At 67.2% G+C, this 23,767-nt stretch carries 14 protein-coding genes, 1 pseudogene and 2 CRISPR repeat arrays (1 of these 17 cut by a window edge); of the genes and pseudogenes, 2 read left to right on the forward strand and 13 right to left on the reverse strand.

Going from position 1 to position 23,767, the window contains the following annotated elements:
- Positions 1-370: a CRISPR direct-repeat array (repeat unit 37 nt; unit sequence GTTGCGATCCTCGCCCGGTCCGTTGACCGGGCGCAGC) (it extends 1,724 nt beyond the left edge of the window).
- Between the two features lie 126 nt (positions 371-496).
- The 8 genes and pseudogenes from cas2 to AB0C01_RS07205 form a co-directional block, all read right to left on the reverse strand.
- Entirely contained in the window at positions 497-712 is a 216-nt protein-coding gene (gene cas2 / locus AB0C01_RS07170; protein WP_357570701.1) for a CRISPR-associated endonuclease Cas2, read from the reverse strand.
- A 75-nt stretch (positions 713-787) separates the two neighbouring features.
- On the reverse strand, positions 788-1,813 hold the full coding sequence (gene cas1c, locus AB0C01_RS07175; protein WP_357570537.1) for a type I-C CRISPR-associated endonuclease Cas1c: 1,026 nt from the start codon (positions 1,811-1,813) through the stop codon (positions 788-790).
- Positions 1,806-2,453, reverse strand: coding sequence for a CRISPR-associated protein Cas4 (gene cas4, locus AB0C01_RS07180; protein WP_357570538.1), 648 nt, complete (start codon positions 2,451-2,453; stop codon positions 1,806-1,808). Before cas4 ends, cas1c begins: the two co-directional genes overlap by 8 nt.
- Positions 2,450-3,316 (reverse strand): type I-C CRISPR-associated protein Cas7/Csd2, encoded by an 867-nt coding sequence (gene cas7c / locus AB0C01_RS07185; RefSeq protein ID WP_357570539.1) that lies wholly within the window; start codon positions 3,314-3,316, stop codon positions 2,450-2,452. The genes cas4 and cas7c overlap by 4 nt, the downstream gene beginning before the upstream one ends.
- Positions 3,313-5,160 (reverse strand): type I-C CRISPR-associated protein Cas8c/Csd1, encoded by a 1,848-nt coding sequence (gene cas8c, locus AB0C01_RS07190; protein WP_357570540.1) that lies wholly within the window; start codon positions 5,158-5,160, stop codon positions 3,313-3,315. Before cas8c ends, cas7c begins: the two co-directional genes overlap by 4 nt.
- Positions 5,160-5,846, reverse strand: a complete 687-nt coding sequence (gene cas5c, locus AB0C01_RS07195) for a type I-C CRISPR-associated protein Cas5c (protein ID WP_357570702.1) — start codon at positions 5,844-5,846, stop codon at positions 5,160-5,162. The genes cas8c and cas5c overlap by 1 nt, the downstream gene beginning before the upstream one ends.
- An 8-nt stretch (positions 5,847-5,854) precedes the next feature.
- Positions 5,855-8,143 carry a CRISPR-associated helicase Cas3' gene (gene cas3, locus AB0C01_RS07200; protein WP_357570541.1) on the reverse strand — a complete coding sequence of 763 codons (2,289 nt, stop codon included), beginning with the start codon at positions 8,141-8,143 and terminating at the stop codon, positions 5,855-5,857.
- Positions 8,144-9,012: 869 nt separating this feature from the next.
- A CRISPR array of direct repeats spans positions 9,013-12,662; the repeat unit is 37 nt; unit sequence GTTGCGATCCTCGCCCGGTCCGGAGACCGGGCGCAGC.
- Between the two features lie 241 nt (positions 12,663-12,903).
- Positions 12,904-13,668: pseudogene (locus AB0C01_RS07205) on the reverse strand (transposase family protein).
- Between the two features lie 99 nt (positions 13,669-13,767).
- Between AB0C01_RS07205 and AB0C01_RS07210 the strand changes: the two are divergent.
- Positions 13,768-14,037 (forward strand): hypothetical protein, encoded by a 270-nt coding sequence (locus tag AB0C01_RS07210; RefSeq protein WP_357570542.1) that lies wholly within the window; start codon positions 13,768-13,770, stop codon positions 14,035-14,037.
- A 324-nt stretch (positions 14,038-14,361) separates the two neighbouring features.
- Here AB0C01_RS07210 and AB0C01_RS07215 read toward each other — a convergent pair whose 3' ends face one another.
- The 5 genes from AB0C01_RS07215 to fxlM all read right to left on the reverse strand — a co-directional run bounded on the left by AB0C01_RS07215 (position 14,362) and on the right by fxlM (position 20,506).
- Positions 14,362-15,129, reverse strand: coding sequence for a thiopeptide-type bacteriocin biosynthesis protein (locus tag AB0C01_RS07215; protein WP_357570543.1), 768 nt, complete (start codon positions 15,127-15,129; stop codon positions 14,362-14,364).
- Positions 15,130-15,156: 27 nt separating this feature from the next.
- Positions 15,157-16,233, reverse strand: a complete 1,077-nt coding sequence (locus AB0C01_RS07220; RefSeq protein ID WP_357570544.1) for a lanthionine synthetase C family protein — start codon at positions 16,231-16,233, stop codon at positions 15,157-15,159.
- Positions 16,230-19,004 (reverse strand): lantibiotic dehydratase, encoded by a 2,775-nt coding sequence (locus tag AB0C01_RS07225; RefSeq protein WP_357570545.1) that lies wholly within the window; start codon positions 19,002-19,004, stop codon positions 16,230-16,232. The genes AB0C01_RS07220 and AB0C01_RS07225 overlap by 4 nt, the downstream gene beginning before the upstream one ends.
- A gap of 87 nt (positions 19,005-19,091) precedes the next feature.
- The gene (locus AB0C01_RS07230) at positions 19,092-19,250 is read right to left on the reverse strand and encodes an FxLD family lanthipeptide (RefSeq protein WP_357523139.1); all 159 of its coding nucleotides are present in this window, start codon (positions 19,248-19,250) and stop codon (positions 19,092-19,094) included.
- The gene (fxlM, locus tag AB0C01_RS07235) at positions 19,250-20,506 is read right to left on the reverse strand and encodes a methyltransferase, FxLD system (protein WP_357570703.1); all 1,257 of its coding nucleotides are present in this window, start codon (positions 20,504-20,506) and stop codon (positions 19,250-19,252) included. Before fxlM ends, AB0C01_RS07230 begins: the two co-directional genes overlap by 1 nt.
- A gap of 287 nt (positions 20,507-20,793) precedes the next feature.
- On the opposite strand from fxlM, the gene AB0C01_RS07240 reads away from it, so the two are divergent.
- A complete protein-coding gene (locus AB0C01_RS07240) occupies positions 20,794-23,619 on the forward strand; it encodes a hypothetical protein (protein ID WP_357570546.1) in 2,826 nt (941 codons plus the stop codon).
- Positions 23,620-23,767 lie beyond the last annotated feature (148 nt).

Raw genomic sequence — 23,767 nt, forward strand, 5'->3', positions numbered from 1 at the left:
AGCGCGGATGGTGCCGATGCTGTCCAGCACGACCGGGGTGTTGCGATCCTCGCCCGGTCCGTTGACCGGGCGCAGCGTGTCGGCGTTGCTCGTCGAGGCGACCGTCGGCAGCCAGTTGCGATCCTCGCCCGGTCCGTTGACCGGGCGCAGCGAGGAGCTGCTGGCTGGTGACGAGCGGCTGCCGGAGTTGCGATCCTCGCCCGGTCCGTTGACCGGGCGCAGCCGCCGTGTCGACGGCCTCGGTGTGATGACGGGCCACGTTGCGATCCTCGCCCGGTCCGTTGACCGGGCGCAGCCAGCCAGCCTGCTCGCTCACCCGCCCCCGGACGTGACGTTGCGATCCTCGCCCGGTCCGTTGACCGGGCGCAGCGGCTTGTGAACAGCCAATATTCTGGTTCATCACTATCTTGGCACTCGCGGCAGCGCTAGATAGGTCCGAATTGATACTATTTATTAGTTGGGAACGTCAGGCTCTTTGGGTGGTCGCTGGGGGTTCCTAGATCACGAATGGGCCGCGGGGGTCGACGTGTCGTGGCAGCCCCAGGTGTTCGACGTTGTCGAGTGCGTTGGCCGGGAGGCGATAGATGCGGATGCTGTCGCGGGTGGGATCGATGGCGCCTTGCAGGGCTGCGACGAGTTTTACCTTGTCGGTGTCGCGGCAGACGACTTCGAAGACGGATTTCTGGACGCGGTGTCCGTACGCTTCGCAGATTTGGCGACTTTCCTCAGCCGCTTCTGGCCTGCTGGGGTGATGGTTTCGACGTCGTAGGTAATGAGGATGTCCACGTCAGTTGACTGTCCAGGGGCGGTAGGTGGCGAGGTCTCCGCGGAGGTGCCGGGCGAGCAGGCGTGCTTGCACGAGCGGGAGAACGGCGCCTTCTATCTCGCGGTTGAGTTGGGCGTGCGGCCAGGCTCGTCGTCGTGCAGCCTGCCAGGCGTTGAGGGTGTTTTTTCGGCCGGTCTCGGTGAGCCGGTATGCGCCATTGGGGAGTAGCTCGAAGTCGTCGGTGGAGAGTTCTCGTCGGTTGAGCAGCGTGAAGGCGAGCCGGTCGGCGAGGAGGGGGCGGAACTCTTCCATCAGGTCGAGTGCGAGTGCCGGCTTGGCGGGGCGGGTGGCGTGGAGGAACCCGATGTAGGGGTCGAGGCCGACGTGTTCGAGTGCGCCGTGTACGGCGACTCGAAGCATGCCGTACAGGAACGACAGGAGGCAGTTGACGGGGTCGGTGGGTGGCCTTTTGGTTCGGCCGGTGCCGCGCCATTGTTTGTCGGTGACCAGGTATGGCAGGGCGGCGAAGTAGTCGTGTGCGGCGATGCCTTCGGTGCCGAGCACGCTGTCGATGCTCTCGGCGCTCTTGAGCAGTTCCAGTCGTTGGGCGATGAGTTCCGCTGATGCTCGTAGCGCGGTCTGCCGGTGACCGGATGTGTCGCGGCCGGCGCGGAGCAGAACTTGACGGGAGTTGTGTATCTTGCCGGCGACCATGGCTTTGGCGATCTTGATCCGGTGCTCGTGGTTGTCGACGGCGCGGTGCTGGGCTTGTCGCAGGAGTGGGTTGCCGCTGGTGGGGCCGGCGACGCGGGCTCGGAATCGGCCCATGCCGGTGAGCCAGCTGACGGATCGGCCGTCGTCGGCGCAGCGCAGCAGCAGGTCGTCGGTGATGGTCACGCCAGCGAAGAGCACCAGGTGGTCGACTCGGCTCAGGGGCAGCAGGCGTCGTCCGGTCTGTTCCGGGTGGTAGACGCGGACGGTGTCGCCGTCGAGGTGCAGGCTGGTCCCCGGTGTTTGTACGTAGAGGGTGTTGAGTAGTTCAGTCACGCCACTGTCTCAACGGCCTTGGGGTGAAGAGGTCGGCTGCCGGTCGGGTCTGTCGACCGTCGGTCATGTCGGGTAGGCAGTCGTCGCGCAGTGAGCACTTACGGCATCGGGTGTCGTTGCGTGCCGCTGGTAGGTGTGGGGACGCGAGGAGACGCCGGATGGCCTCGGTCGCTTGCACTACCCGGTGCAGGAGGTCGGGGCTGATCGTGACCGGGTGGCGGCGGCGTTCGGCGACGGAGTAGATGTATCCGAGGGGTACGTCGAACCCGGCTTCGAGGAGGCACAGGGCCTGACCGGCGAGTTGCAGGTCGGCGGGCCCGTCTGGCTGGTAGCGGCCGACTTTGTATTCCACTGGGGTGGCGGTGGCGCCCGCGAATTCCACCACATCGCAGATGCCTCTGAGTCCGTACACGGCGCTGCCCACGGGTAGGGAGCGGATGGTGGTGAGACCTGCCCGCCGGGTCAGGCCGGGCAGGTCCACCAGTCGATGGCTCAGATCGCCGCGTACGGTCTGCGCGCTGTCACCCCAGATGCCCTCGACGTGGATGAGCGCGGTCTGTCGGTGGCAGTAGGCGTAGTGCTCGAGTGCGGAGAGCGGGATCTCGGCGAGGGTGCCGTCGCCGTCGGTCGTCGGGGTCACGGCCAGAGATTCACCAGTGGGGTGAACTCGATACCGTCGGGCAGGTTGTCGGTGGCGAGGGTCAGTTGGTAGTCCAGGTGGTGCCGGGCGGGCTTTTCCGTGTTGGTGCGGCTGAGGGACACGCGTTCGGTGAGGCTGGCCGCCGGTGCGACGCCGAGGGCGTCGGGGTGGCTGAAGACGTGCAGGCCGCAGAGTTTCATTTCGCCGCGGGTAGCGGAGCGGTCGTGGTCGAACATCAGGGTGATCGCCCGCCAGAAGACGGCGAGGTCGTCAGAGGTGACGCCCGTCTTCCCGGCGCGGGGGGCGGAGTAGAAGATGCGGGCTTGGTAAAGGCCGTAGGGCACGGTCCATTTGGAGCCCATCTCGGTCCGCTCACCCTTGTCGATGTCATCCTGGCGGGTTTGGGTGACCCGGGTGATGGCGTGATCGGTGGGGAGGACCGCGTCGACGCTGCGGGCGAAGGTGAGCTGCACCGGACCGCGTACTTGTCCGGCACCGCCCTTGGTGGTGCCGGTGCTGAGGACGGCGCCGAACATGCGGATGTCGAAGTAGTGCTCGCAGAGCCACCGCTGTGCCTCGTCCGCGCGGCCGGGGTTGGCCTTGAGGCCTTCCTCGATGCGGGTGTTCAGCGCGTGGCCGGCCTCGACGAAGATCCCAAACTTTGGGTCGTCGCCACGCATCAGGGCGACGGTGTCGCGGATCTTGCGTTTGATGGCGACGTCGGTGACCAGTCCCTGGCCGGTCTCGTCGTCGGTGCGCGGCTGGTTACCGCCGTCGGGGTCGCCGTTGGGGTTGCCGTCGGTGACGTCGAACAGGAGAACGGCGTCGTGGCGGCGGGCCGGGTCGAGGTGGTTGTCGCTCATTCGGCGTCTCCTTCGGTGGTGGGCTGGTCGTCCGAGGCGGGTGGCAGGTCGGTGTTCTTCTTCTTGGCGGCGGCCTCGATGCGCTCGGCGCGCATGGCGGCGCGTTGCTGGTGGAAGCCGAGGACGAACTGGGCCTTCTGCGCCAGGACGGCGGTGCTCGGGATCGAGTCGCGGCTGGTGTCGATCTGGGCGAAGATGTCGTCGAGTCGGTTGGCGTATGCCCTGGCCCAGCCCGGTTTGCGCAGCGGTCCTCGTAGGCGGCGCAACCAGGCGGTCGAGGTCCGCTGCCCGTTGACCAGGACGACTCTCGGGTTGGTGATGGCGCGGCCCATGTACCGCTCGGCGAAGGTGGTGTTCAGCGGCTGGTTTGCCGCGCGGAAAACCGTCTGCTGAAGGTCATCGAGAACGGCGAAGGCCCTGCCGGACAAGTAAGCGGGGTCGTTGTTGTCCAAGTTCAACGTGGGGGTCAGCCTTTCAAACTCGGCGGTTCGGCTTTCGGGATCGTCAAGTCGAGGTGATCGGCGGCGCAGGCCGAGCCGGATCAGGGCCGCGCGTGCCGGATCGACCCGGCCGTCGGTGCGGATTCGGTTGAGCACATGGGTGAGCAGTCGTGGCGGCAGCGGTTTGTGGAGCAGCGCGGCCCGTAGCAGCGCGTGTTGCAGGCCGGTCGGGCGGTCCTCGCCCCTGGCGCCGAGCTTGACCCAACTGCCGGGGGCGCCACCCCGCCCGACCTGCCACCGGCCCGCCGCGCGGACCAGCTGGGTCAGCCGAACCTGGGTGACCTCACCGGACCAGTCCGCGATCTCGTGATCGTCGATCCACGAACGGATATGGCCCTTGACCCTGGGCAGCGGCATCTCCACCCAGTCGCGGATCACGACCCGGGCGACGTTGCCGCCGACAATCACCGAGCAGAACGTGGACAGGTCATCATCGCCGGGATCGAGCCCATCGCTGGGGGTGGTGAGCAGGGCGCGGGCGTCGTCGAGGTCCGGGGCGTCCAGCGGGGCCATGGGGTCGAAGCGGGAGCCGCCGACCAACCACCAGGCCAGACGGGCGTTCTGCCCGGGTAGTGCGGTGCTGTGCCGTTCATCGGACAGCACCGCCGTCAACGACGACATGAACGTCAGACCGCACGTGACACAGATCGGCGTGTGGGCCAGAAGTTTCGTCAGCTCATAGCCGTGGGACGCCTCGTTGACGCTCACCAGCGAGGCGCTCTGGGTGGCGCCGGGCAGCCACCGCCGTGGAATCTGCTGCGGGATCGTCTTGAGCAGGTCGCGGACCTGGCCGCAGACCAGGCAGTAACCGGCCCGGCCGAGGCCCTTACGCCCGGCGGCGACGCCTGCCCAGTACCGCTTTGCTGATTCGTGTTCGGTGGCGATCTGCCCGTCGATGACGAAGGCCACCGCATCGGCGCGGCTCCACGTCGCATCGGTGACGACCTTCGGCGCGTGACCGCCAGCGTAAAAGGCGGCGATGGCGGGAGCTGGGCCATCCGGCTCCGCGGCAGCCCAGTCCCGGATCAGCTCCTGGAACGCGGTGTGCTGCTTGGCCACCCGGTCGGCTTTGCCGTCCTCGGCGACCCAGCCCAGCACGTATTCGACGGTGTCAGCGGCCAGTGTCGGCGCGACCCCCACGGTACGGGTGACGTTCGGCATCCACCGCTCAATCCCGAAACGCTGGCCGGGTCTGCCCGGATCCGCGAAATCGACCAACTCGGCGTTGGCGGGCGTGCCGTCAGCGGTGATGTAGAGCAGGAACCGCACCGGCTTCCTGCCATAGAACGGTGGAGTCACCTCGCCACTGGACTCCGCGTACTCGACGAGCCGCTGCAGCAACATCAGACTCCCCCGCCCGGAAGGGCGAGTTCCATCCCCCGCTGCGGCACGTACAGAACCCCGGCCTGCACCCGGGCGGAGAACCACTCCATCCGAGGACTGCCGCCGCCGTCGCGGTGAATCGAGTGCAGCATGATGCCGATGTCCTCATGCAGATCGTGCTGGCGCTCGACCGTGTCGTCCGGCCAACTGAACTCCGCGCTGAACTCCCGCGTACCCAGGTAGGGGCGCTGGAAGCAGGCACCCCGGCGGACCCGGCGGCGCAACTGATCCCGGTACGCGGAAGCCGGCTTGTCCGCGTGCGGAGCCGGCACCATGTGGGCGTGGATGCGGTAGGCCACGTCCCGCAGGCACACGGCGTTGCGTTGATCGCGATGCGCCACCGTGTCCACCCGGCGGGTGCCCTTGATCGCCTCCGCCAACGGTGCCACGTCCGTGGTCTCGTTGCGGCGGATCGTGAACTGCCGGATCGGGCGGAGCACCTCGATGGCGACGATCTCGTAGCGAAACTCCGGCTTCCAGTAGATCGACTCCAGCACGCCCACCGCGGCGGGAGGCGTCATGACCGGGTAGCTCACCCGCTCCACCTTCAGCTCCGGGCGGGAGAACAGGGCGGCCTCGCCGACTACCTGAACCACCACGGGCAGGTCACCCTCGCGGCTCCGCCGCAGGGTCACCCCGTCGATCACATCCGTCGTCACTGCACGAACTCCTCGAATCTCGGGTCGAAGGTGATGCCAGTTGCCTCGTCGTATCCACCGATCCACTCCACCAACGCGCCCACCCGCACCTCATCGCCGAGGATCGGCCGCATGTACGCCGTCACCTCCGGCTTACGGAGAACACCGCTGTGCACAGTGGTGGTGTAGGGCTGAAGCTGACGCAGATCATGGAGGTCCGGCACCGACGCGTGGCGGATTTTTTCAATCAGGTCGACGAGAGCAGCGGACTCCTCGTCCGTCAACGCACCTTGCGGGGTCACCACCGAGATGCCCTCGTCAAGGATGAGCCGGAACGCCCGCTCGTGATCACGACGGCGGCTGTTCACATCGATCAGCGGGCCATCAGCAACGGTCTGGAACGCCCACTCCTTACGGGCCTGCTGGATGCGCTGACCAACGTGCTCCGGGTCCTTCAGGTTGAGCGCGTCGTAGACCTGGCAGTAGTAGTCCGACAACGCCGACTCGTTGTCCGGATCGGCCACGTCGGGCCCGAAGCAGGTCTTCGCCACACCGACCAACTTCTTGTACGCCGCAGGCTGTCCACCGTCTGACGGAGCGAAGATGACGACACGTCCACGCTCTAAGCGCCCCTCCCGATTGGCCCGCCCGGCGGCCTGCAGCAACGAATCAGCCGGTGCCATCGCCCGATAGACCAGCGGAAAGTCCAGGTCCACGCCCGCCTCCACCAGCTGCGTCGCCGCCAGGAGCACTCGCTCACCGGCACGTAACCGCCGGATCACCACCTCCAGCACCCGCCGCCGATGCGCCGGACACATCCGCGTCGACAGATGCCAGGCGACATCACCGAAGCCTTCCTCCTGCCACCGCTCATACACCGTCCGCGCATCCGCTGTCGTGTTCACCACCACCATCGCCGACCCGCCACCGACACCGCTGCCAGCCGACCCGCTGGCGTCATCAGCGATGTGACCCAGGGTCAGACCTGCGTCCAGCCGCCACTCGTACGACACACGCCGCATCTTCTCGTTCAGCACCGACACTTCCGAGACCAACTCGAACCGGTCCAGGTCCGCAAAGGTCTGCAACGCCCAGAATTCGGGCTGGGTAGCCGACGACAGCAGGACCGTCGTCCCGAAGTGCTCCACCAGCAGACGCAGGCCGTTCAGGATCGGTACGAGCATGTCGTGCGGCAGCGCCTGAATCTCGTCCAGCACGATCACCGACCCGGCCAGTCGATGCACCCGCCGCATCGCCGACGGCTTGCGGGCGTAGAGGGACTCGAACAGACGCACGAACGTCGTCACCACGAACGGCGCGTCCCAGTTCTCCGCGGCCTGACGCGCCCAAGGCCCAGCCTCGGGAGCATCGAAATCCACCTGGCTGTGATGCTCCAACACCACCGGCTCGGCGCCGTCCTCATTGAGCATCCGCCGGTAGACATCGGCGTTCTGCTCGGTGATGGTCAAAAACGGCACCGCGACGATCACCCGACGCAGATCGTGGCGCTGCGCATGACGCAGCGCGAAGCCAGCCGCGGCGAGCGTCTTCCCGACCCCAGTCGGCGCGTGCAACCGGAACATCCCGGTAGGTCGTTCGGCAGCGGCGAGAGACCCCGCGTAAACCTGCTCCCGTAGCCCATCGATCGGCGACGGCGGACGCTGCGCGAGCGCCTCTGCCCGACGTCGCTCGAACAGGGCGAACAGGTGGGCGAAGTCGGCGTCCGGGCGCACCCTCGGAGCGGCGAGCTGATGGTGGTGCGCGTGAGTGTCCAACCCATCGGCGTCAACCAGAGCGCTGTAGCACAACCGCAACGCCATCTCCCCCACCAGCGGATCCTGTTGCCAACGCTCAGGCAGCGCGGCACTCAGGTCGGCGGGCAGTTCCGGCAACAGACGGGACAGGGCAGCCTCCGCCGACGCCACGTTCCGCGGGTTGTCCCTCAACGCAGCCGCCAGCTTCTTCTTGAAGTCGCGCCGGTCCAGGAGTCCACCATGGTGTCCGAAAATGCCGACAGCGAACCAACTCAGGCCACGGTCCCACGCGACTCGCGTACCGAGCGCCTTGTGGTCGATGCCGACACGGCCGCCACCACCGGCAACCTTCAACAACCGCTCCTGCCAGGCGCACCCGGCCTTGCCGCAGTCATGCAGCAAACCCAGCCAGTATGCAAGGTCGCCGCCACCAAAGGGGGCCGCGAAACGTCGCGCAAGGGTGGCCGTACCGCGCAGGTGATCCTCGAGAGAGTGCCACACCTCGGTACCAGGAGCAGGGCTATGCGCCCACAACGGAGCCTCGCCGCTCACACACGGTCCCCAAACTGATTACAAGATGGCTTCAACACGGGCCTATCCAGCCACCCCGCTACAACGGAGTCAATGTCACGTTCGCGATCTGTCGGATATTTGCCTGAGCGCCGCGGGTTGAGGACTTACCCCCAACCCGCGGCTACCTCGGTGCCAACACCGAACTCTGGCACGACAACAGAGTTGCGACCCTCGGCTCAACGCGACCACGCCAGCCGCAGTCCCCTCCCGGGGCCTCTACAACCACCAGCGGCATCATAGCGGCCCTCCCTCTAGCAACTTCTCTGTAGTCGTCAACAGATTAGGGTGTTGGCGTTACTACTGAGGGTTGCATCGATGCAGGCGGCGTGCAACCATGGCAGCGCTTACGCCGATGACCGGCGACTGTGCTGGCCTGACCGCCCCTGCCCTGAGGCCTAGAAATGAGCTGGCGCGCTATCGCATAGCGGCCTTCCGCGATGACCGCTTCCCGAGATTCGAGGAGAGTAGATGAGCGTCGGCCAATCGCCCTCAAACGGTCCAGACCCAAATGATGATGAGCCTGATTCCCGACTCTCCTTACGGTGGACGCTCATCCTCACCATAAGTGCGGCCTGCGGAATAGTGGTCGGCACCGTGGAAGGGCTACCGGCCGGAATCCTTGCGTTCCTGACTGCCCTTGGACTCCTTTTCCAAATCGTTCGCAAATGGTGAGCAACGTTGGACAGCGATGGGCTTGACCCGCCGCACCAGCTCGCAGCTCTCTCCAATCACCTTCATGAACACAGCGAACCGTTTAGCCAACCCAGTTGGGGATCCTCGCCGGCCCGGTCCGGAACCAGGCGCAGCACCGATGACGGCGAGCACGTCCAGGACCTCCATCGCGCGCGGTTGCCATCCTCGCCTGATCCAGGGACCGGGCGCAGCCAAGGTCCACAGCACCTTGTTCGCGATCGCGAACGCGTTGCGATCCTCGCCCGGTCCGAAGACCGGGCGCAGCGCGGACGTCGGCACCGGGGCGCACGACCTGTTCGAGTTGCAATCCTCGCCCGGTCCGAGAACCGGGACCAGCACCGCGCCACAACGCAGTGACGCGATATCCAGGTCAAGTTACGAACCTCGCCAGGTCCGGGGACCGAGTGCAGCGGTCCACGACCTTCGACGCCGCGAGCTCGACGTCCCGGTTGCGATCCTCGCCCGGCCCGAGGACCGGGCGCAGCGAGCCCGCCCAGGACTTCCTTCCAGCCCTGGCTGGCGTTGCGATCCTCGCCCGGTCCAGAGACCGGGCGCAGCGCGTTGAGGCGCGGCTCCGGCACGGCGGACACCCGGTTGCGAACCTCGCCCGGTCCAGAGACCGGGCGCAGCGGCCACGTCGGGCACGTTCTCGATCAACACGGCCTTGTTGCGATCCTCGCCCGGTCCGGAGACCGGGCGCAGCGCCCCGCGCGGCGCCGACTACAGCCGGTTTCACCTGTTGCGATCCTCGCCCGGTCCGGAGACCGGGCGCAGCGCGGTCACGTCGAGGACCCCGTCGACGATCCGCATGTTGCGATCCTCGCCCGGTCCGGAGACCGGGCGCAGCCACCCCGTACACCAGCGCGGCCATCGGCACGACGTGGTTGCGATCCTCGCCCGGTCCGGAGACCGGGCGCAGCAGCCCGACGAGTGCCGCACGTACCCGCACGGCTCATGTTGCGATCCACGCCCGGTCCGGAGACCGGGCGCAGCCAGCCCGAACAAGAGCGCGTCGACTCCGTTCAAGCTGTTGCGATCCTCGCCCGGTCCGGAGACCGGGCGCAGCGCCGGCACGTTCGGCACGACCGGCGGGTACATGACATGGTTGCGATCCTCGCCCGGTCCGGAGACCGGGCGCAGCCGGCCTGCCCTACGCCATGGTGCCGCCGTCGACCCTGTTGCGATCCTCGCCCGGTCCGGAGACCGGGCGCAGCGACGAGGGCGCGCACTGCTGCGGCGATGGCGTCGTAGTTGCGATCCTCGCCCGGTCTGGAGACCGGGCGCAGCCACATCCACTTCAGCGGCCTGGCCGCAGACGACGAGTTGCGATCCTCGCCCGGTCCGGAGACCGGGCGCAGCGTTCCATGGACTGTCGACGACTTAGCGGACGCGTGGTTGCGATCCTCGCTCGGTCCGGAGACCGGGCGCAGCACCCGGCGGATCAGCGACACGTCGGCCAAGCTCGGCCGTTGCGATCCTCGCCCGGTCCGGAGACCGGGCGCAGCCAGTAGACATGGGGTCCGACCCTATGGAAACGCTGACCAAGTTGCGATCCTCGCCCGGTCCGGAGACCGGGCGCAGCATGTCGTTGTCGATGTAGACCCGGTACACCTCCCACCCGTTGCGATCCTCGCCCGGTCCGGAGACCGGGCGCAGCTCCCGGGTGCCGTCCCGGAGTGCGTCCAGCCACATGGCGTTGCGATCCTCGCCCGGTCCGGAGACCGGGCGCAGCGCCAGCGGTGTAGAGGACGCGAAGCAGCCCCTTGTCGGCGTTGCGATCCTCGCCCGGTCCGGAGACCGGGCGCAGCATGTCGCCGCCGTCGGCCGTGCGGTACGCCTTCAGGTGTTGCGATCCTCGCCCGGTCCGGAGACCGGGCGCAACGGGCCTCGATCAGGTCGATAAGCACGTCGCCCTTGCCGGTTGCGATCCTCGCCCGGTCCGGAGACCGGGCGCAGCCTCGGCGAGGGCGACTACGTCGAGCTGCGGGCGTACCAGTTGCGATCCTCGCCCGGTCCGGAGACCGGGCGCAGCCAGCGCGCTCACGCCGCGGTCTCGGCCGACGGTGTTGTTGCGATCCTCGCCCGGTCCGGAGACCGGGCGCAGCGCGACACCGACGGCGATCGGGAGCAAGTTGCCCTTGACGTTGCGATCCTCGCCCGGTCCGGAGACCGGGCGCAGCGGTGAGCCTGGCCGGCTCCGGCGCGGGCGTGAAGCTGTTGCGATCCTCGCCCGGTCCGGAGACCGGGCGCAGCAAGGCACGGCTGGTGCCCGAGCAGCCCGTGCAGACGTTGCGATCCTCGCCCGGTCCGGAGACCGGGCGCAGCCTGCTTTGGCTGGTCGCGATGCTCAAGGGCGGCACCAGGTTGCGATCCTCGCCCGGTCCGGAGACCGGGCGCAGCGCGGAGCCTCCACGGGAACGTCCAGCGGGACGACTTCGTTGCGATCCTCGCCCGGTCCGGAGACCGGGCGCAGCTCTCCCACTCCCCCGCAGCACCGTCCTTGAAATACCAGTTGCGATCCTCGCCCGGTCCGGAGACCGGGCGCAGCTCTCGCCGCATCATCGGCCGGTTGTTGACCGAATCGTTGCGATCCTCGCCCGGTCCGGAGACCGGGCGCAGCCAGCGAGAGCAAAGATTCATCAGTCCAGATCAGAACGTGTTGCGATCCTCGCCCGGTCCGGAGACCGGACGCAGCCGGTCAGGTAGTTGATCTGACCATCATCGAGGATCGTGTTGCGATCCTCGCCCGGTCCGGAGACCGGGCGCAGCGCGTCCAGGTACCACCGCGCCGCGCCCGTGCACACGTTGCGATCCTCGCCCGGTCCGGAGACCGGGCGCAGCGGGGCCGTCGGTCGGGCTGTGGCAAATCCGCAGCCTGTTGCGATCCTCGCCCGGTCCGGAGACCGGGCGCAGCGTGGCGCCAAGCAGCGCCACACCCCACGGTCCGCCGAGGTTGCGATCCTCGCCCGGTCCGGAGACCGGGCGCAGCGCACGCGAGCACGGAGTTGAGGTGGACACGCTGCCGAAGTTGCGATCCTCGCCCGGTCCGGAGACCGGGCGCAGCCGGCCTGGCGCACCGCCTCACCCATGGACAGGGCCAGGTTGCGATCCTCGCCCGGTCCGGAGACCGGGCGCAGCCCCGGATGCGTGGTTTTGGTCGCCGCAGCAGCCGAGGTTGCGATCCTCGCCCGGTCCGGAGACCGGGCGCAGCACCGACGGCGGCGACGTCGGCTGCCCGTGGGTCGTGGGGTTGCGATCCTCGCCCGGTCCGGAGACCGGGCGCAGCGGCTCCCAGTCGACCAGCAGGTCCACCGCGAACACCACGTTGCGATCCTCGCCCGGTCCGGAGACCGGGCGCAGCGCGCGAACCGGCAGCAGGTCGCGGGCGTCACGCCGGAGTTGCGATCCTCGCCCGGTCCGGAGACCGGGCGCAGCCCGGTCCGGCAACCGATTCTGCTGCGCGCAGTTTCCAGTTGCGATCCTCGCCCGGTCCGGAGACCGGGCGCAGCAAGCGCCGCCGGTAGGCACCGCTACGGGGAAATAAGGGTTGCGATCCTCGCCCGGTCCGGAGACCGGGCGCAGCACTCGCGTCCCGGTTCGAACTGGGCTTCCGGGCGGCGTTGCGATCCTCGCCCGGTCCGGAGACCGGGCGCAGCGCGAGTACACGAGGACCGAGTCGACGGTCCAGCCGCGGTTGCGATCCTCGCCCGGTCCGGAGACCGGGCGCAGCGAGATCGGCTCCCGTCAGCAGGCCACCGCGCAGGCGCTGTTGCGATCCTCGCCCGGTCCGGAGACCGGGCGCAGCCCCTTGCTCAACAGCATAGATTCATCAACTTCGAGCATTATCAGGACGCCCTCTTGGCCTAAATTCACCAGATCGCCCGATTTTCAAGTTCGGAACCTCACGCTCAACCAATGATTACCAGAGGTTCCTAGATCATCTGCTGCCCGGGTGCGACGCTGGGCAACTCGACGGCGCCACCGATACCCGCCCTAAGGGACGTCTCGTAACTGGGTGGAGGGGTTGCCCGGCACTGGGCCGGTGGTCAGCTGGTAAGGATGATGTTGTGAAGGTTGGCGATGCCGGAAGCGGCGTCGGCCAATTTGTGTGGGCGGCGCGGCGGTAGTCGCGCAGGATCTTGAAGTACTTCATCCTGGCCAGAGCGTGTTCGACTCCGGCGCGGACGGTGCGGTGGTGGCTGTTCAGCTCTTCTTTCAGGCTGGCAGGACGCCGCCGTCGGCGGGCTTGCGGTACGGGATGATCACCTCGGGGTTGCCGCGGTAACCGCCGTCGGCCATGACGGGTCGCCCGGCCAGTTTCTCTTCGATGCCGCTGGTGCGGTAGACGATCGTGTCGTTTCGATTGCCGGGCTGCGGGTCGCCGACAGCGATGACCATCTGGGTGCTGGCGACCTGCAGGTTCGTCGGGTACCGGTAGTTCTTGTTCTTGACGGCCAAGCGGTGATCGCGGGTGGGGATCAGGGTGCCGTCGACGATGGCGAGCTGGTCGACCGGCCGTCGGCGCACCGGTGCCAGGGCCAGCAATGGGCCGAGGGTGTCGATGACCCGGTGCGCGGTGGAGTGCGACACCCCGAACAGCGGGCCGATCTGGCGCATCGTCAGGTTCGTTGCCAGTAGGTGGCCACCAGCAGCACCCGGTCTGGCAAGTTGAGGGCACACTGTCGGCCCGGCCGGCCGTCAGCGATGGCGTCCCCGCCGCGTTCGGCGACCAGTCGGACTAGCTTGCGGAACTGGGCGGGCTGCAGCCCGGTGAACGGGAAAATCCAAGCCGGGCGGGCTGCGGTGGTCACCTGCGCCCAGGCAGCCCCCCGACCGTCTTAACCAGACAGTCACCGGGGTGAGGAGACCTCCCTTGGACGATCTTCGAGTGGTGCTGGAATCCTGCTCAGATGAGCCAGGACCAAGCGCAGGTACTGTCCCGTGGTACCAACTTTGCCGTCGTGCAGCTTCCGGGTAGGGCCTATCCCGGCATCCATCTGCAGGGCGATACGTTCGATGCCCTGCTGCTGCAGTTGGCGGACACGGCGCGCCTACTGCGCCATGACCCCGGTGACCGCGCAGCTCTCGACGAGCTGGACGACGCAGTCGGAGAGTTAGAGCGCTTCCTCGGCTTCTACGAAGCGACGCTCTCGGAGCGAGGGATCCACCGACCGTACTGATACGGCGGTCACCGGCGGAAGATCACCTCGAAGACCACCGCACCAGCGACGGACATCTCACCATCGTCGAGATACGAGACGTCCCTTAGCGTTCCGCCCCCGAACGGTGCCCGTTTCCCGGTCCAGAGCGATGGTATGCGCCGCCAGCTCAACGCACCCGGGTGAGAAGTCATCTCGAGGGAGCCACCACGCTATTCCCCGCCACGAGGCAGGCGAGGACGCGAACGAATTCCGTCGCGATGAACGGATCGTGATCGCGATGTGGTCAAGTATCGGGCACGGCGAGCAGGGGGTTCAGCACGACCCCACCATCGGCTGCTGGTATTACGGAGGAAGGTCGTCGAAGATTGCCTCTTTGGCGGCGCGGGTGAGGGTCGCTTGGGTACTCGCGCGGACTCCAAGACGGTTCATGTGGAAGATCACGTGCAACGCGATGATTCCGCGGATTCCGCGTGTGAGCTTGCCCGACTCACGGAGGGCGCGAAGCGCCTTGCCGGCATCTTCGAAGGCGCTCAGCCACTCGCTGGCGATGCCGCCCGGGCGAGGTGAGCCGACCAAGAGGCGGCGGACATCGGCGATGAGATCAACCCGTGCTCGAACGTCCTGGGTGGGTGCTGGGCTTACCAACGTGCCGCGCTGATCAGCGATCTGGGCCCAGACGTCGCCTTGCTCGTTGATGTCGAGGCCGGCGGCGCGCATGAGCGCAGTACACAAGATGAGCGCGTGTTCCCGCCGGTCATTTGGGTTGTCGCTGAGGTAGTCCAGGAGGTGGTGGCTGTCCTGGTGGAACAGGAGGTGGGCGGCGCTCATGCTGGCGGCGCCACCGAAGGCGTGGATCTCCGGTTCGTAGATGTCGCTGGTCCAGCTCATGGTGTCGGTGAGCAGTAGGTGCACCGGATCGCTGGTGGACGTGGCAGGGAGGTAGCGAATCCGCCACGGGCCCTTGCGGATGAACCACCACGAGGTGATGAGGCCCTCGGCCTCAGCCGCCGGTAGCACGCGGGTGAGGTGTTCGGCGGCTTGCACTTCCCGTTGCCTGGAGTCTGGGCCGGGATAGGCAATGTTCACCTGCTGCCAGGAGTTCTGTTCCATGAGTGCCGTCCGGTCGATGTTGGTGGGTTAGCAGAGGAGCAGGCAGGCGTCCCATGAGGTCTTTGTGGTTCCGGTCGCGGCCAGGGCGGCGCCGGATGTCCCGTCGAGGAAGCCTGCGAGTTCGTCGGTCGCCTCTGGTGCCTGTTGGTGGAGACGTTGCAGTGGCGCGAGGGGTATGGGTGTGAGGGCGTCGGCGGCGATGCGACGTGCGGTTGTGAGGAGTCCGGCGGTTCCGTGGCACAGGCTGTGGTCAGTGAGTTGGCCGACCTGGGTCGAGTCGTTCAGGCAGGCGACGATCGCGCTCTCAGCGAGGCGTTGGCGTGTGGTGTCGCCGAGGGCAAGCGCGCTGAGTTGTTGCGCGCGAGCGAGGCCGGGGGTGCCGTAGCACCAGGACGGCCGGAGCGGTCCGCGTTGGCTTGGATGGCCACGGTCAAGGTCGTCGAGCGTGATGGTCTGGGGCCACCACGCTCCGGTGTTGGTGTGGCGTTGCCAGGTGTCGAGCCAGTCGCAGATGCGGTTGATTGCCTGGGTCTGTCCGTCGACGGTGATGCCCTCGCGGAGGGTAAGCGCCAGGAGTGCGAGTGGGCCGGTGATGCCGTGAGCGATGCCGTGGTTGCTGTGGCCTCCGGCGGGTACTGCCTCGGCGCGACTGGGGCCGTGTGGGCACCACCAGCCTGGAAGGGTCCCGATGGGTTCGGTGAGTCGTACGAGGTAGGTCAGTACCTCGCGGAGGAGGTCGAGGTCCCCGATACGGCGCAGGGCGACGCCGAGGCCGGTCAGGCCGCGGATTAGGTCAAATTCGGCGTACGCGGGCTGTTGCCGTTGGTCGATGCGGCGGTGGGCGGTGCGTAGCCGGCGGCGGGTCACCGTGGCGGTCCCGGCTGCGGTGACGGCTCGGGCCCGGGTGAGCGCGGGGTGGTCGGAGGCGGCGAGGACAAACGCGAGCGCGGGTACGCCGTAGTAGAGGCTGGCGTTGTCGGTGGCGTTAACACCGTCGGCGGTTGCCTGCTCGAGCGCGGTGTACGCCGCGTTCCATCTGCCGGTTTCGAGGTGCCAAAGGGCGATGCCGACTGCCCCATCGGCGAGTGACTGTCCTGCGGTCATAACGCGCCGCGGATAAGGGCTGTGCGGGCGACGGCCCGGGCGAGGCGCAGACAGTGCTGCTCGGATGCGGGGTCGACGCCGATCATGCGGGCGTGGTGCAGGTGAAGCAGGTCGGCCAGCACCTGGTGCGGGTCGAGGCCGTCTCGGTCGACGAGTGCCCGGTAGGCGGTCAACGCCGTGGTGAGCGCCGCGGTCAGGTTGTCGTCTCCGCGGAGTCGGCGAACGTGGCTGAGCTGGGTCGGGTCCAGGCGCGGACCACTGCGATGCGGGACGTGTTCGGTTATCCAGCGTGGGCCGTCGCCGGTGAAGCCGTCGGCAATGATGAGCATGCTGGTGGCTGTGGTGGCGTACCGGTCGCCGGTCAGGTTCGCGAGGACGACGCGTGAGTCGACGGCGAACACCGCTTCGGCTGCGGCGAGGGTGGGCCCGGTGCCGTGGCGTGTCTCGGGCCGGTAAGTGGCCAAGCTGTAGTCAGCCAGCAGGCCCTGCTCGTCGAGCCGCTCAGCCCACGCGGCAACGTCGCGGGCAACATTGGCGAACTGGTTGACGTCGTCGAGTGGAATACGCAGCCGCAGGTGGGGTTCTGGATCGGGGTAGCGCAGGAACCACCAGCCAGCAGGCAACACCTCGGGGTGTTTCGACAGGTCGGCGAGGATGTGCTCGGTTTGGCCGGTGAGGCGGGCGTCCAGCCAGAGCGATTGGCCGGGGCGGTGCTGCACAGTGCTGGCGGGCCGCGCCGGCCGAGGAGGCAGCTCGTCGCCCGGCGGGGTGCGGATCAGGGTGAGCAGGAGTTCGGCGGGTCTGCCGTCGATCCAGCCGGCCCGTCCCGGTGCCTCGGTGAGGGTGGCGTGTCTGTGCCGGTCGAGGTGGCTACGCAGCAGCGCCAGGTGAGCGGCGTCGTCCAGGCCGAGGCGTAGCCGTGCGTCACCGCTGCCAAGGAGTACGTCTGCGGGTAGCCGCTGCTGTTCACGGTGCCGCTGCCAGGCCGCCCGCCACTGGTGCCAGGTCGCACTACGCCCGGGCAGTGCCCCTGCGGCAATGATCCAGCGGGCCGCGTAAAGGATCGACCGGCCTCGCCGTACGCGTGGCAGGAACGGCAGACCATAGCAGCGACCCCAGTCGAACGGGAGGCACGGTGCCGTCCACGCTATGGGGATCTCCGTCAGGAACCGGATGAGCGGCTGCTGGAGCGTCGGCAGCAGCAGGCAGTTGAGCAGCATGGGCTCGACCGGCCGGCCTGTCGTACGCGACATGAGCCAGAGCCGCTGACCGTCGCCTGCGACGGCCAAGTCCGCGAGTGTCCATCGCGGGTCGGGGTGGAAGTCGCCGACGGGCAGGACTGGCAGCAGTTGCGGGGCACGGGCGAGAGCGGCCAGCCGGCTGCCCAGTGGAGGGCTGGATATCTGTACTGGGTCCGCGCCGGGCAGGGCCGTTGGCAGGTGGGTGTAGACGTCCGAGAACAGCGCGAGTTCGGAAGGTGCGAGCAGGTGCAGAAACCGACCTGCTGCGGCGCCTGCGTGGCGGGCGCCGCTGGTGACCGTCAGCGTGAAGTCGCCTCGGTCGAGGTCCCTGAGGGTAGATGCGGCGAGGGCGAACTGGAGCTCAGTGTGTGGAACCGGGGGCCGATCGTCGTCGCCGCGCAGTTCATCCATCAGCTCCGCGTCGAGTACCACTTCGGCGCAATCTTGCAGGGCCGCGCGCTGCGCCAGTTCCGCAAGGAGGGTGTCGCGGGCGGTCAGTCCGGCCGGCTCGCGGCGCCCCGAGCCGCGGTAGCCGGCGGGAAAGCCTAGGCCCCGCAGAACATCGCGCAACGGCACGGCCGCGCCGGGGCCCCAGCGTTCGATGAATGCGGAATGGTAGGCCCCCCAGCCCGGTAAACGCGGCGCCACCCTGACGAGCGCTGCTGCGGCCTCGCACGCCTCCCGGACCACGGCCGGTGGCAGCGTCACCGAGCAGTCGACGCGTAGGTCGACCTGAACACACTCGCCGGGATCGGGCAGGTTGATGTGTTGGCTGAGGTAGGCGGCTGGGTCGGTGGCGATCAATGGAGGGCGGATCTCGGACACAAGGACGCCAGCGGCAACGAGTGCGGCCAAGAGCCGTTCGACACCTGCGGTGCCGTCCGGCTGGTCCATGTTCGCTCGATCGACCATCTGGGCGGTCAAGTCAGCGAACGCGATTGGCGAGCTGGCAAGTTGCACCGCCCGTCGTATCGCGTCGGTGAGGTCGATTTGCACGTCACTGATCCGGTCACCGTTGCTGTGATGGCAGGGCAACACCCACGTTCCGCCGCGCGAATACCCGATCGGGTTGGTCACGACCGTGACCGCGCGGAGCGTGTGCAAGTCTCGTTCCGCCCGGGCTGTGTGCTCGGCAATGAACCGGCCGTCGGGGCGCTTCACCTCCCTATGAGCGGCACCCCAGCAGGCTGTCGCGCGGGGGCCGAGTTGCATGGGAGCGACTCCGGCGAATCGGCCGAACGGGGTCGCGCGCGTCGTCCACCTCAGGAGGTATCGGACTGTGGCCTCTACCGCCCGGCGCAGCCGCAGACCGGTCACGGCTTCGTCGGTGAGTACGCGGGCGATCTGGTCGGCTAGCTGTGGTGCAGCGACGGTAACGGCGGCGGCAAACTCTGGTAGCACCCATGCCTGCCGTAGCCAATCCCGCCATTGCTCTGGCTGCTCGGCGGTCAGGTCCGGCCACGTCGGCAATGTCAGGTCGGAGGGGTAGGACGCTGCCCTGATCATGGCTGCACCCGTCGCTTGGAACATCGCGTGCTCCTAGAGCCGGCGGCATAAATGGGGGTTGGAGGCGGGACCCGACCTCATGAAGGCCGGGCCCCGCCGTGACGGCGGCTGTTACCTGCCGGTACAGGCGCTCGACCCGGTGTTACCCGAGCCGCATCCGTCGTCGGTAGCGGTGGCGTACGCGCTCAGCGCCGGGCCGGCGTCAACCAGCCGGAGGTTGAGCTCGCCCTCCACGTACTCCTGGCCAACCTCGTGCTCGTCGAGCTCCATCAGGGCTCCCTTCCTTCATTGGCGAAGGCCAGGACGATGCGGCTGTGCCGCTTGTCCACAGCCGTCCCGGCCGGCAAGTCGCCGTCGGGGGTCTGCGCGGGCACGACGTGCAGCGCCGGCGCGGGACAGCCGGCGCTCACCCAAGCCCGCATGTGCTCGACCATTCGCCCCGCTGCCGCAGCCGCCGCCGAGGCGTCGGGGCCGTGGGCGTACGCGCCCAGATCGAACGCGTCGCCGGTCCACCGCAACTCCGACCGGTAGGCGAAACTGCCATCGTCGTGCAGGACGGCAGGCGTCCCGAACCGCCACGACGGCGCGACGGCGCCGGACGAGATGGCCTCATCCTGTGCAGTCAGCACCACGAACTTCTGTCCTGCGGCGCCGACGCGAGTCGCAAGCCACAGGTCCAAGTCAGCCAGCACGGTGGGAGGCGGCAGACTTACTCCGGCCCATGCCTCCTGCCGAGGCGTCGCGAGCAGGCCGCCGAGGTCCTGAGAGGGAATCTGCTGGCCCTCATCGAGCCGCAGGTGGACCCCGTCGGCCACGTCGACGTACTGCACGTCGTACGCCCCGTCGCCCTGTACCGGCACGAACCCGCACTGCCGCTCACTCACGCTGACCAGGCCGACACCGGCACGACGCAACGCCCACGATCGCGTCATCCCGAACGTGCGCAGCGGCACCACCAGGACCCCGTTGTCCGTGAGCTGCTCGCACCACGCCGGCGGGATGTCCCACGCGCCAGCGGTGACGATGATCAGGTCATAGCGGCGGCCGGGCTCGACCGGACGCTCGGCATCGGCGCACACGACCTTGACATCGTCGTAGCCCGCCGTCGTGAGGCACGTGACGGCCCGATCCGTCACGTCCGGGTCGATGTCCACGGTGGTCACCGAGCCGGCCGCGCCGACAAGTTCCCGCAGCAGCGAGGCGTTGTAGCCGCCGCTACCGATCTCCAGCACGTGACGGCCCCTCAGACCGCCGAGCGCGTCAGCCGCCTGGCCGAGCATCTCCGCGATGAGGAACGGCGCCGAGACGGAACTGATGTTCTCCTCACCGCGCCGCTTCGTGATGACCGCCCTGTTCTCGTACGCCTCCTGAACAGGGAGGCCTGGCGTGAACAGCTCGCGAGGTACCGTCCGCATCGCCGCCTCCACCTCCGGCCGCAGCATCAAGCCCTTATCGGCATGATCAGCGGCCAGCTGATCGACCATCGCCTGGCGCAGACTTCCGCTGTTTCTCGTTTCGACGCTCATGAACGTCCCTCCGACCAATCCGAGCCGCTGCGGCTCGCAACGGCCGCATGCTTGCAACGAACATCCGGCGCGGGGGCACCCAAGCCGGTCGCGCTCCCTGCCGATGGCCGGGAGGTGAGCCTCCACAGAACCCGCGGAGCTCACGGATCCGACGTCATCACTCCTGCGCTCAGACTCTCCCGGCGTGCAGCGGCTGGGAATGCCGACTTGCGGTCCGACCTTGTATGCCGACCTTTGGTCCGACCTGACGCTGAGCTGCGTCAGGGCCGATAGTTGATGATGGTGAGATGAATGACGATCTGAGTCGGCTGGGTGAGCGCCTCTTTGAGGACCTTTGTCGGGCCCTGGCGGTACACGTGCTGGGCGCGGGTATCCAGGCGTTCGGCGACGGCCCCGACGGGGGACGGGAGGCTACGTTCGACGGGCCTTTGACCTACCCCGGTCCCGTCCAGCCATGGAACGGCCATGTAGTGCTCCAGGCCAAGTACCGCCGCAAGGACGTCGGCAGCAAAGACACCCAGTGGCTAAGCCGACAGATCAAACTCGAGCTCGCCGCATGGCTCAATCCGAGCTCCCGTCGCTTCAACAACGGGCGACCGCCGGAATACCTTATCATTGCGACGAATGTTCGGCTCTCCAGCGTTCCTGGCAACGGCAAGGATTACGTACGCACTTTGTTGGACGGATACGCCGGGCAGCTCGGCCTCGAGGACTTTGCGTTGTGGGATGGCGACCAGTTATCGACATACCTCAACGCCTACCCCGGCGTGCGCGAGGGCTTTTCACACCTCATCACTCCAGCCAATGTCCTCGCAAAGGTTTTCGATGTCGTTGGCAACGCCCTTCCCGATCTGGCCCAAAGCGGCAGGGGGTCGCGCGGGCGATTCGTAGCACCCGACCTTGCCATTACGGTGCCGGCACCTCATCGCAGATCGTGGCGTCTATTGTACATCGATTCCTCTTCGCCTTTCGATCTCGGAGTTCATCCCACGTTAGAGCTGGAGATGGAGTCGTCACGCCTTCCTCCATATGTCGCTCGCGATCACGACTCAGCGCTTCGTGCCCAACTGCGCCGTGCAGCCGAGAGCGGAGGAGGATCGATCGTGGTAATCGGTGACTCGTCGGCGGGCAAGTCGCGGAGCCTGTATGAGGCTTGCCGGCACACCCTAGATGATTGGCAGATCTTGCTAGCCGAGGATGCTAACGGCGTCCGGGAAGCGATGGGGGCATCATCGGGACGCACCCTTATATGGCTTGATGATACGCCGAGTCCGCGCTTCCTTATGCCTGAGGGCCTGACTTCCAGTGAGGTCTCGGCATGGACAAAGACGAGAGGTAGACCAAACATCGTGGTCCACGTGTTGTGGCCAGATGCTTACCAGATAATGAGTGCTGTGCCCAGGGTCTCCTTGTTCGGATCGGCGCCTGCTGCAGATCCATGGCGCCCTGCAAGAGAATGCCTGAGTCTGGCGACGGGACCTGTCATCCTGGTCAGCGACACGTTCACCAAGCTGGAGGCCAGGCGCGCGGCGGCCCTTGCCGGGACCACCGGCGATCAACGACTCGCAGCCGCACTTCAGGACGATCACTACGGGTTCACGCAGCACCTCGCCGGCGCTCCACAACTTCTACAACACTGGAAGCTCGGTCAGGTTAGCCAGCCCTACGGCGCGGCGGTCCTTACCGCAGCCATTGACCTTACTAACCTGGGTGTGCACGTCCTCAGCTCAGGCCTGTTGGCCAGCGCGATGACGGCTTACTTGACCGACGACCAGTTCGCCGAAGCCTCACCAGGTGCCGTCGCGGATGCGTTGCAGTATGCAAAGGCGAAGCTGCGAGGCGGGATCCGGGCCCTCCGGCCGTTGCGCGGTTCGCAGATGGGTGCGGAAGGCGGCTACGCGCTCCACGATTACCTGCAGCAGCGTGGCGGACTCGAACGCCACTATCTTCCCGTACCGGCGGCCCTGTGGAAGGTCGTTGGAACTCATGTCACCGACGTGCAGATCCTCAGCAAATTGGCGCTAGCCGCCGATGAACGTGGACTCAGGGAGCAGGCCTTTCCTTTGCTGCTGCGTACCTACATGATTGACGAAGAGTGTTCGTGGCGGTTAACTTACCTCCTCTTAGATCAAGGTCGTGAGGACAGTCTCCGCGCGCTACTCGATGAAGGCGTCGGGGCGGCTCGCTGGGGAATCGTTTGGCTGATGATCCACCAGGATCGCCTCGACGAGCTGATGTCGCACTGGGGAAAAGACGATGTGAGCCAAGACGGCTGGTATAACCTCGCCGAAGTGCTCTACCAGCGAGGAGACGAGGCTGTACTGCGGCGACTCGCGGACGGCGGCTATGAGGAGGGCCGGTTCTACCTCGTGCGGTTTTTGAGGGACCATTGCCGGGAGGCCGCGCTGGTCGACCTCGCAGAGGCTGGCGACCAAGATGCTCGAATGTGTCTGGCCGCTGTCTACGTCGAGCAAGGCAGGGTCGATGAGGCCGTGGAGGAGTACGACGACCTCATCGAGAACGGTGAAGGCGACTTTCCGGATGAGGCCGCCCGCGCTCTGGCCCGGCTCCTTGCCGTTACCGGCCGAGGTGAAGAGCTCCGAGCGTGGATGGTGCAGGAAGAAGCCAACGGTTACGGCGTCCCACGGATGTACTACGCCCAGTTTCTGTCGGATCAGGGACGCGTCGACGAACTTCGCATCCTAATTGCAGGGAACGACAGTATTCCTGAAATGACGTTGTTTGCGCGGTTACTCTCCAAGCTGGGCCTCGTCGAGGAGCTGCGTGAGCTGGCCGAACGCGACGCTACTGCTGCGGCGCCGGAGTTGCACCGAGCCCTGGCGGCAGCCGGAGCGGAGGAAGAGTTGAGGGCGCTCTCTCGCGGAAAGTCCGCACATGACGCTCATCGGTGTCTAGTCGAATTGCTGGCACACCAAGGCCGGGAAGACGAGATTCGCCGAATGGCTTACGATGGGGACCGGGAGGCGCGGGAGGCGCTGCTCAAGCTACTGGCCCAGGAAGGCCGCCACGCTGAGATTGCAGAGATGGCTGCTGCCGGCGACCCTTCGGCATGCCGGCATATTCAATCGCGACTCCCATGGACACTTGGTTGATTCGCCCTGACCCGTAGGTGCACGGGCCTCTGGGGAGACCGATCGTCCGCACGGGGTCGGGGTACGCAGGCGGGCACTGGCCGCCAGCCACGACGGTCTCGATGACCTCGGTTCCGGGCTGACTGCCATTAGGTCTAACCTGGACAAA

It is taken from the genome of Micromonospora sp. NPDC048905, from assembly GCF_040649655.1.
Classification (GTDB): domain Bacteria; phylum Actinomycetota; class Actinomycetes; order Mycobacteriales; family Micromonosporaceae; genus Micromonospora.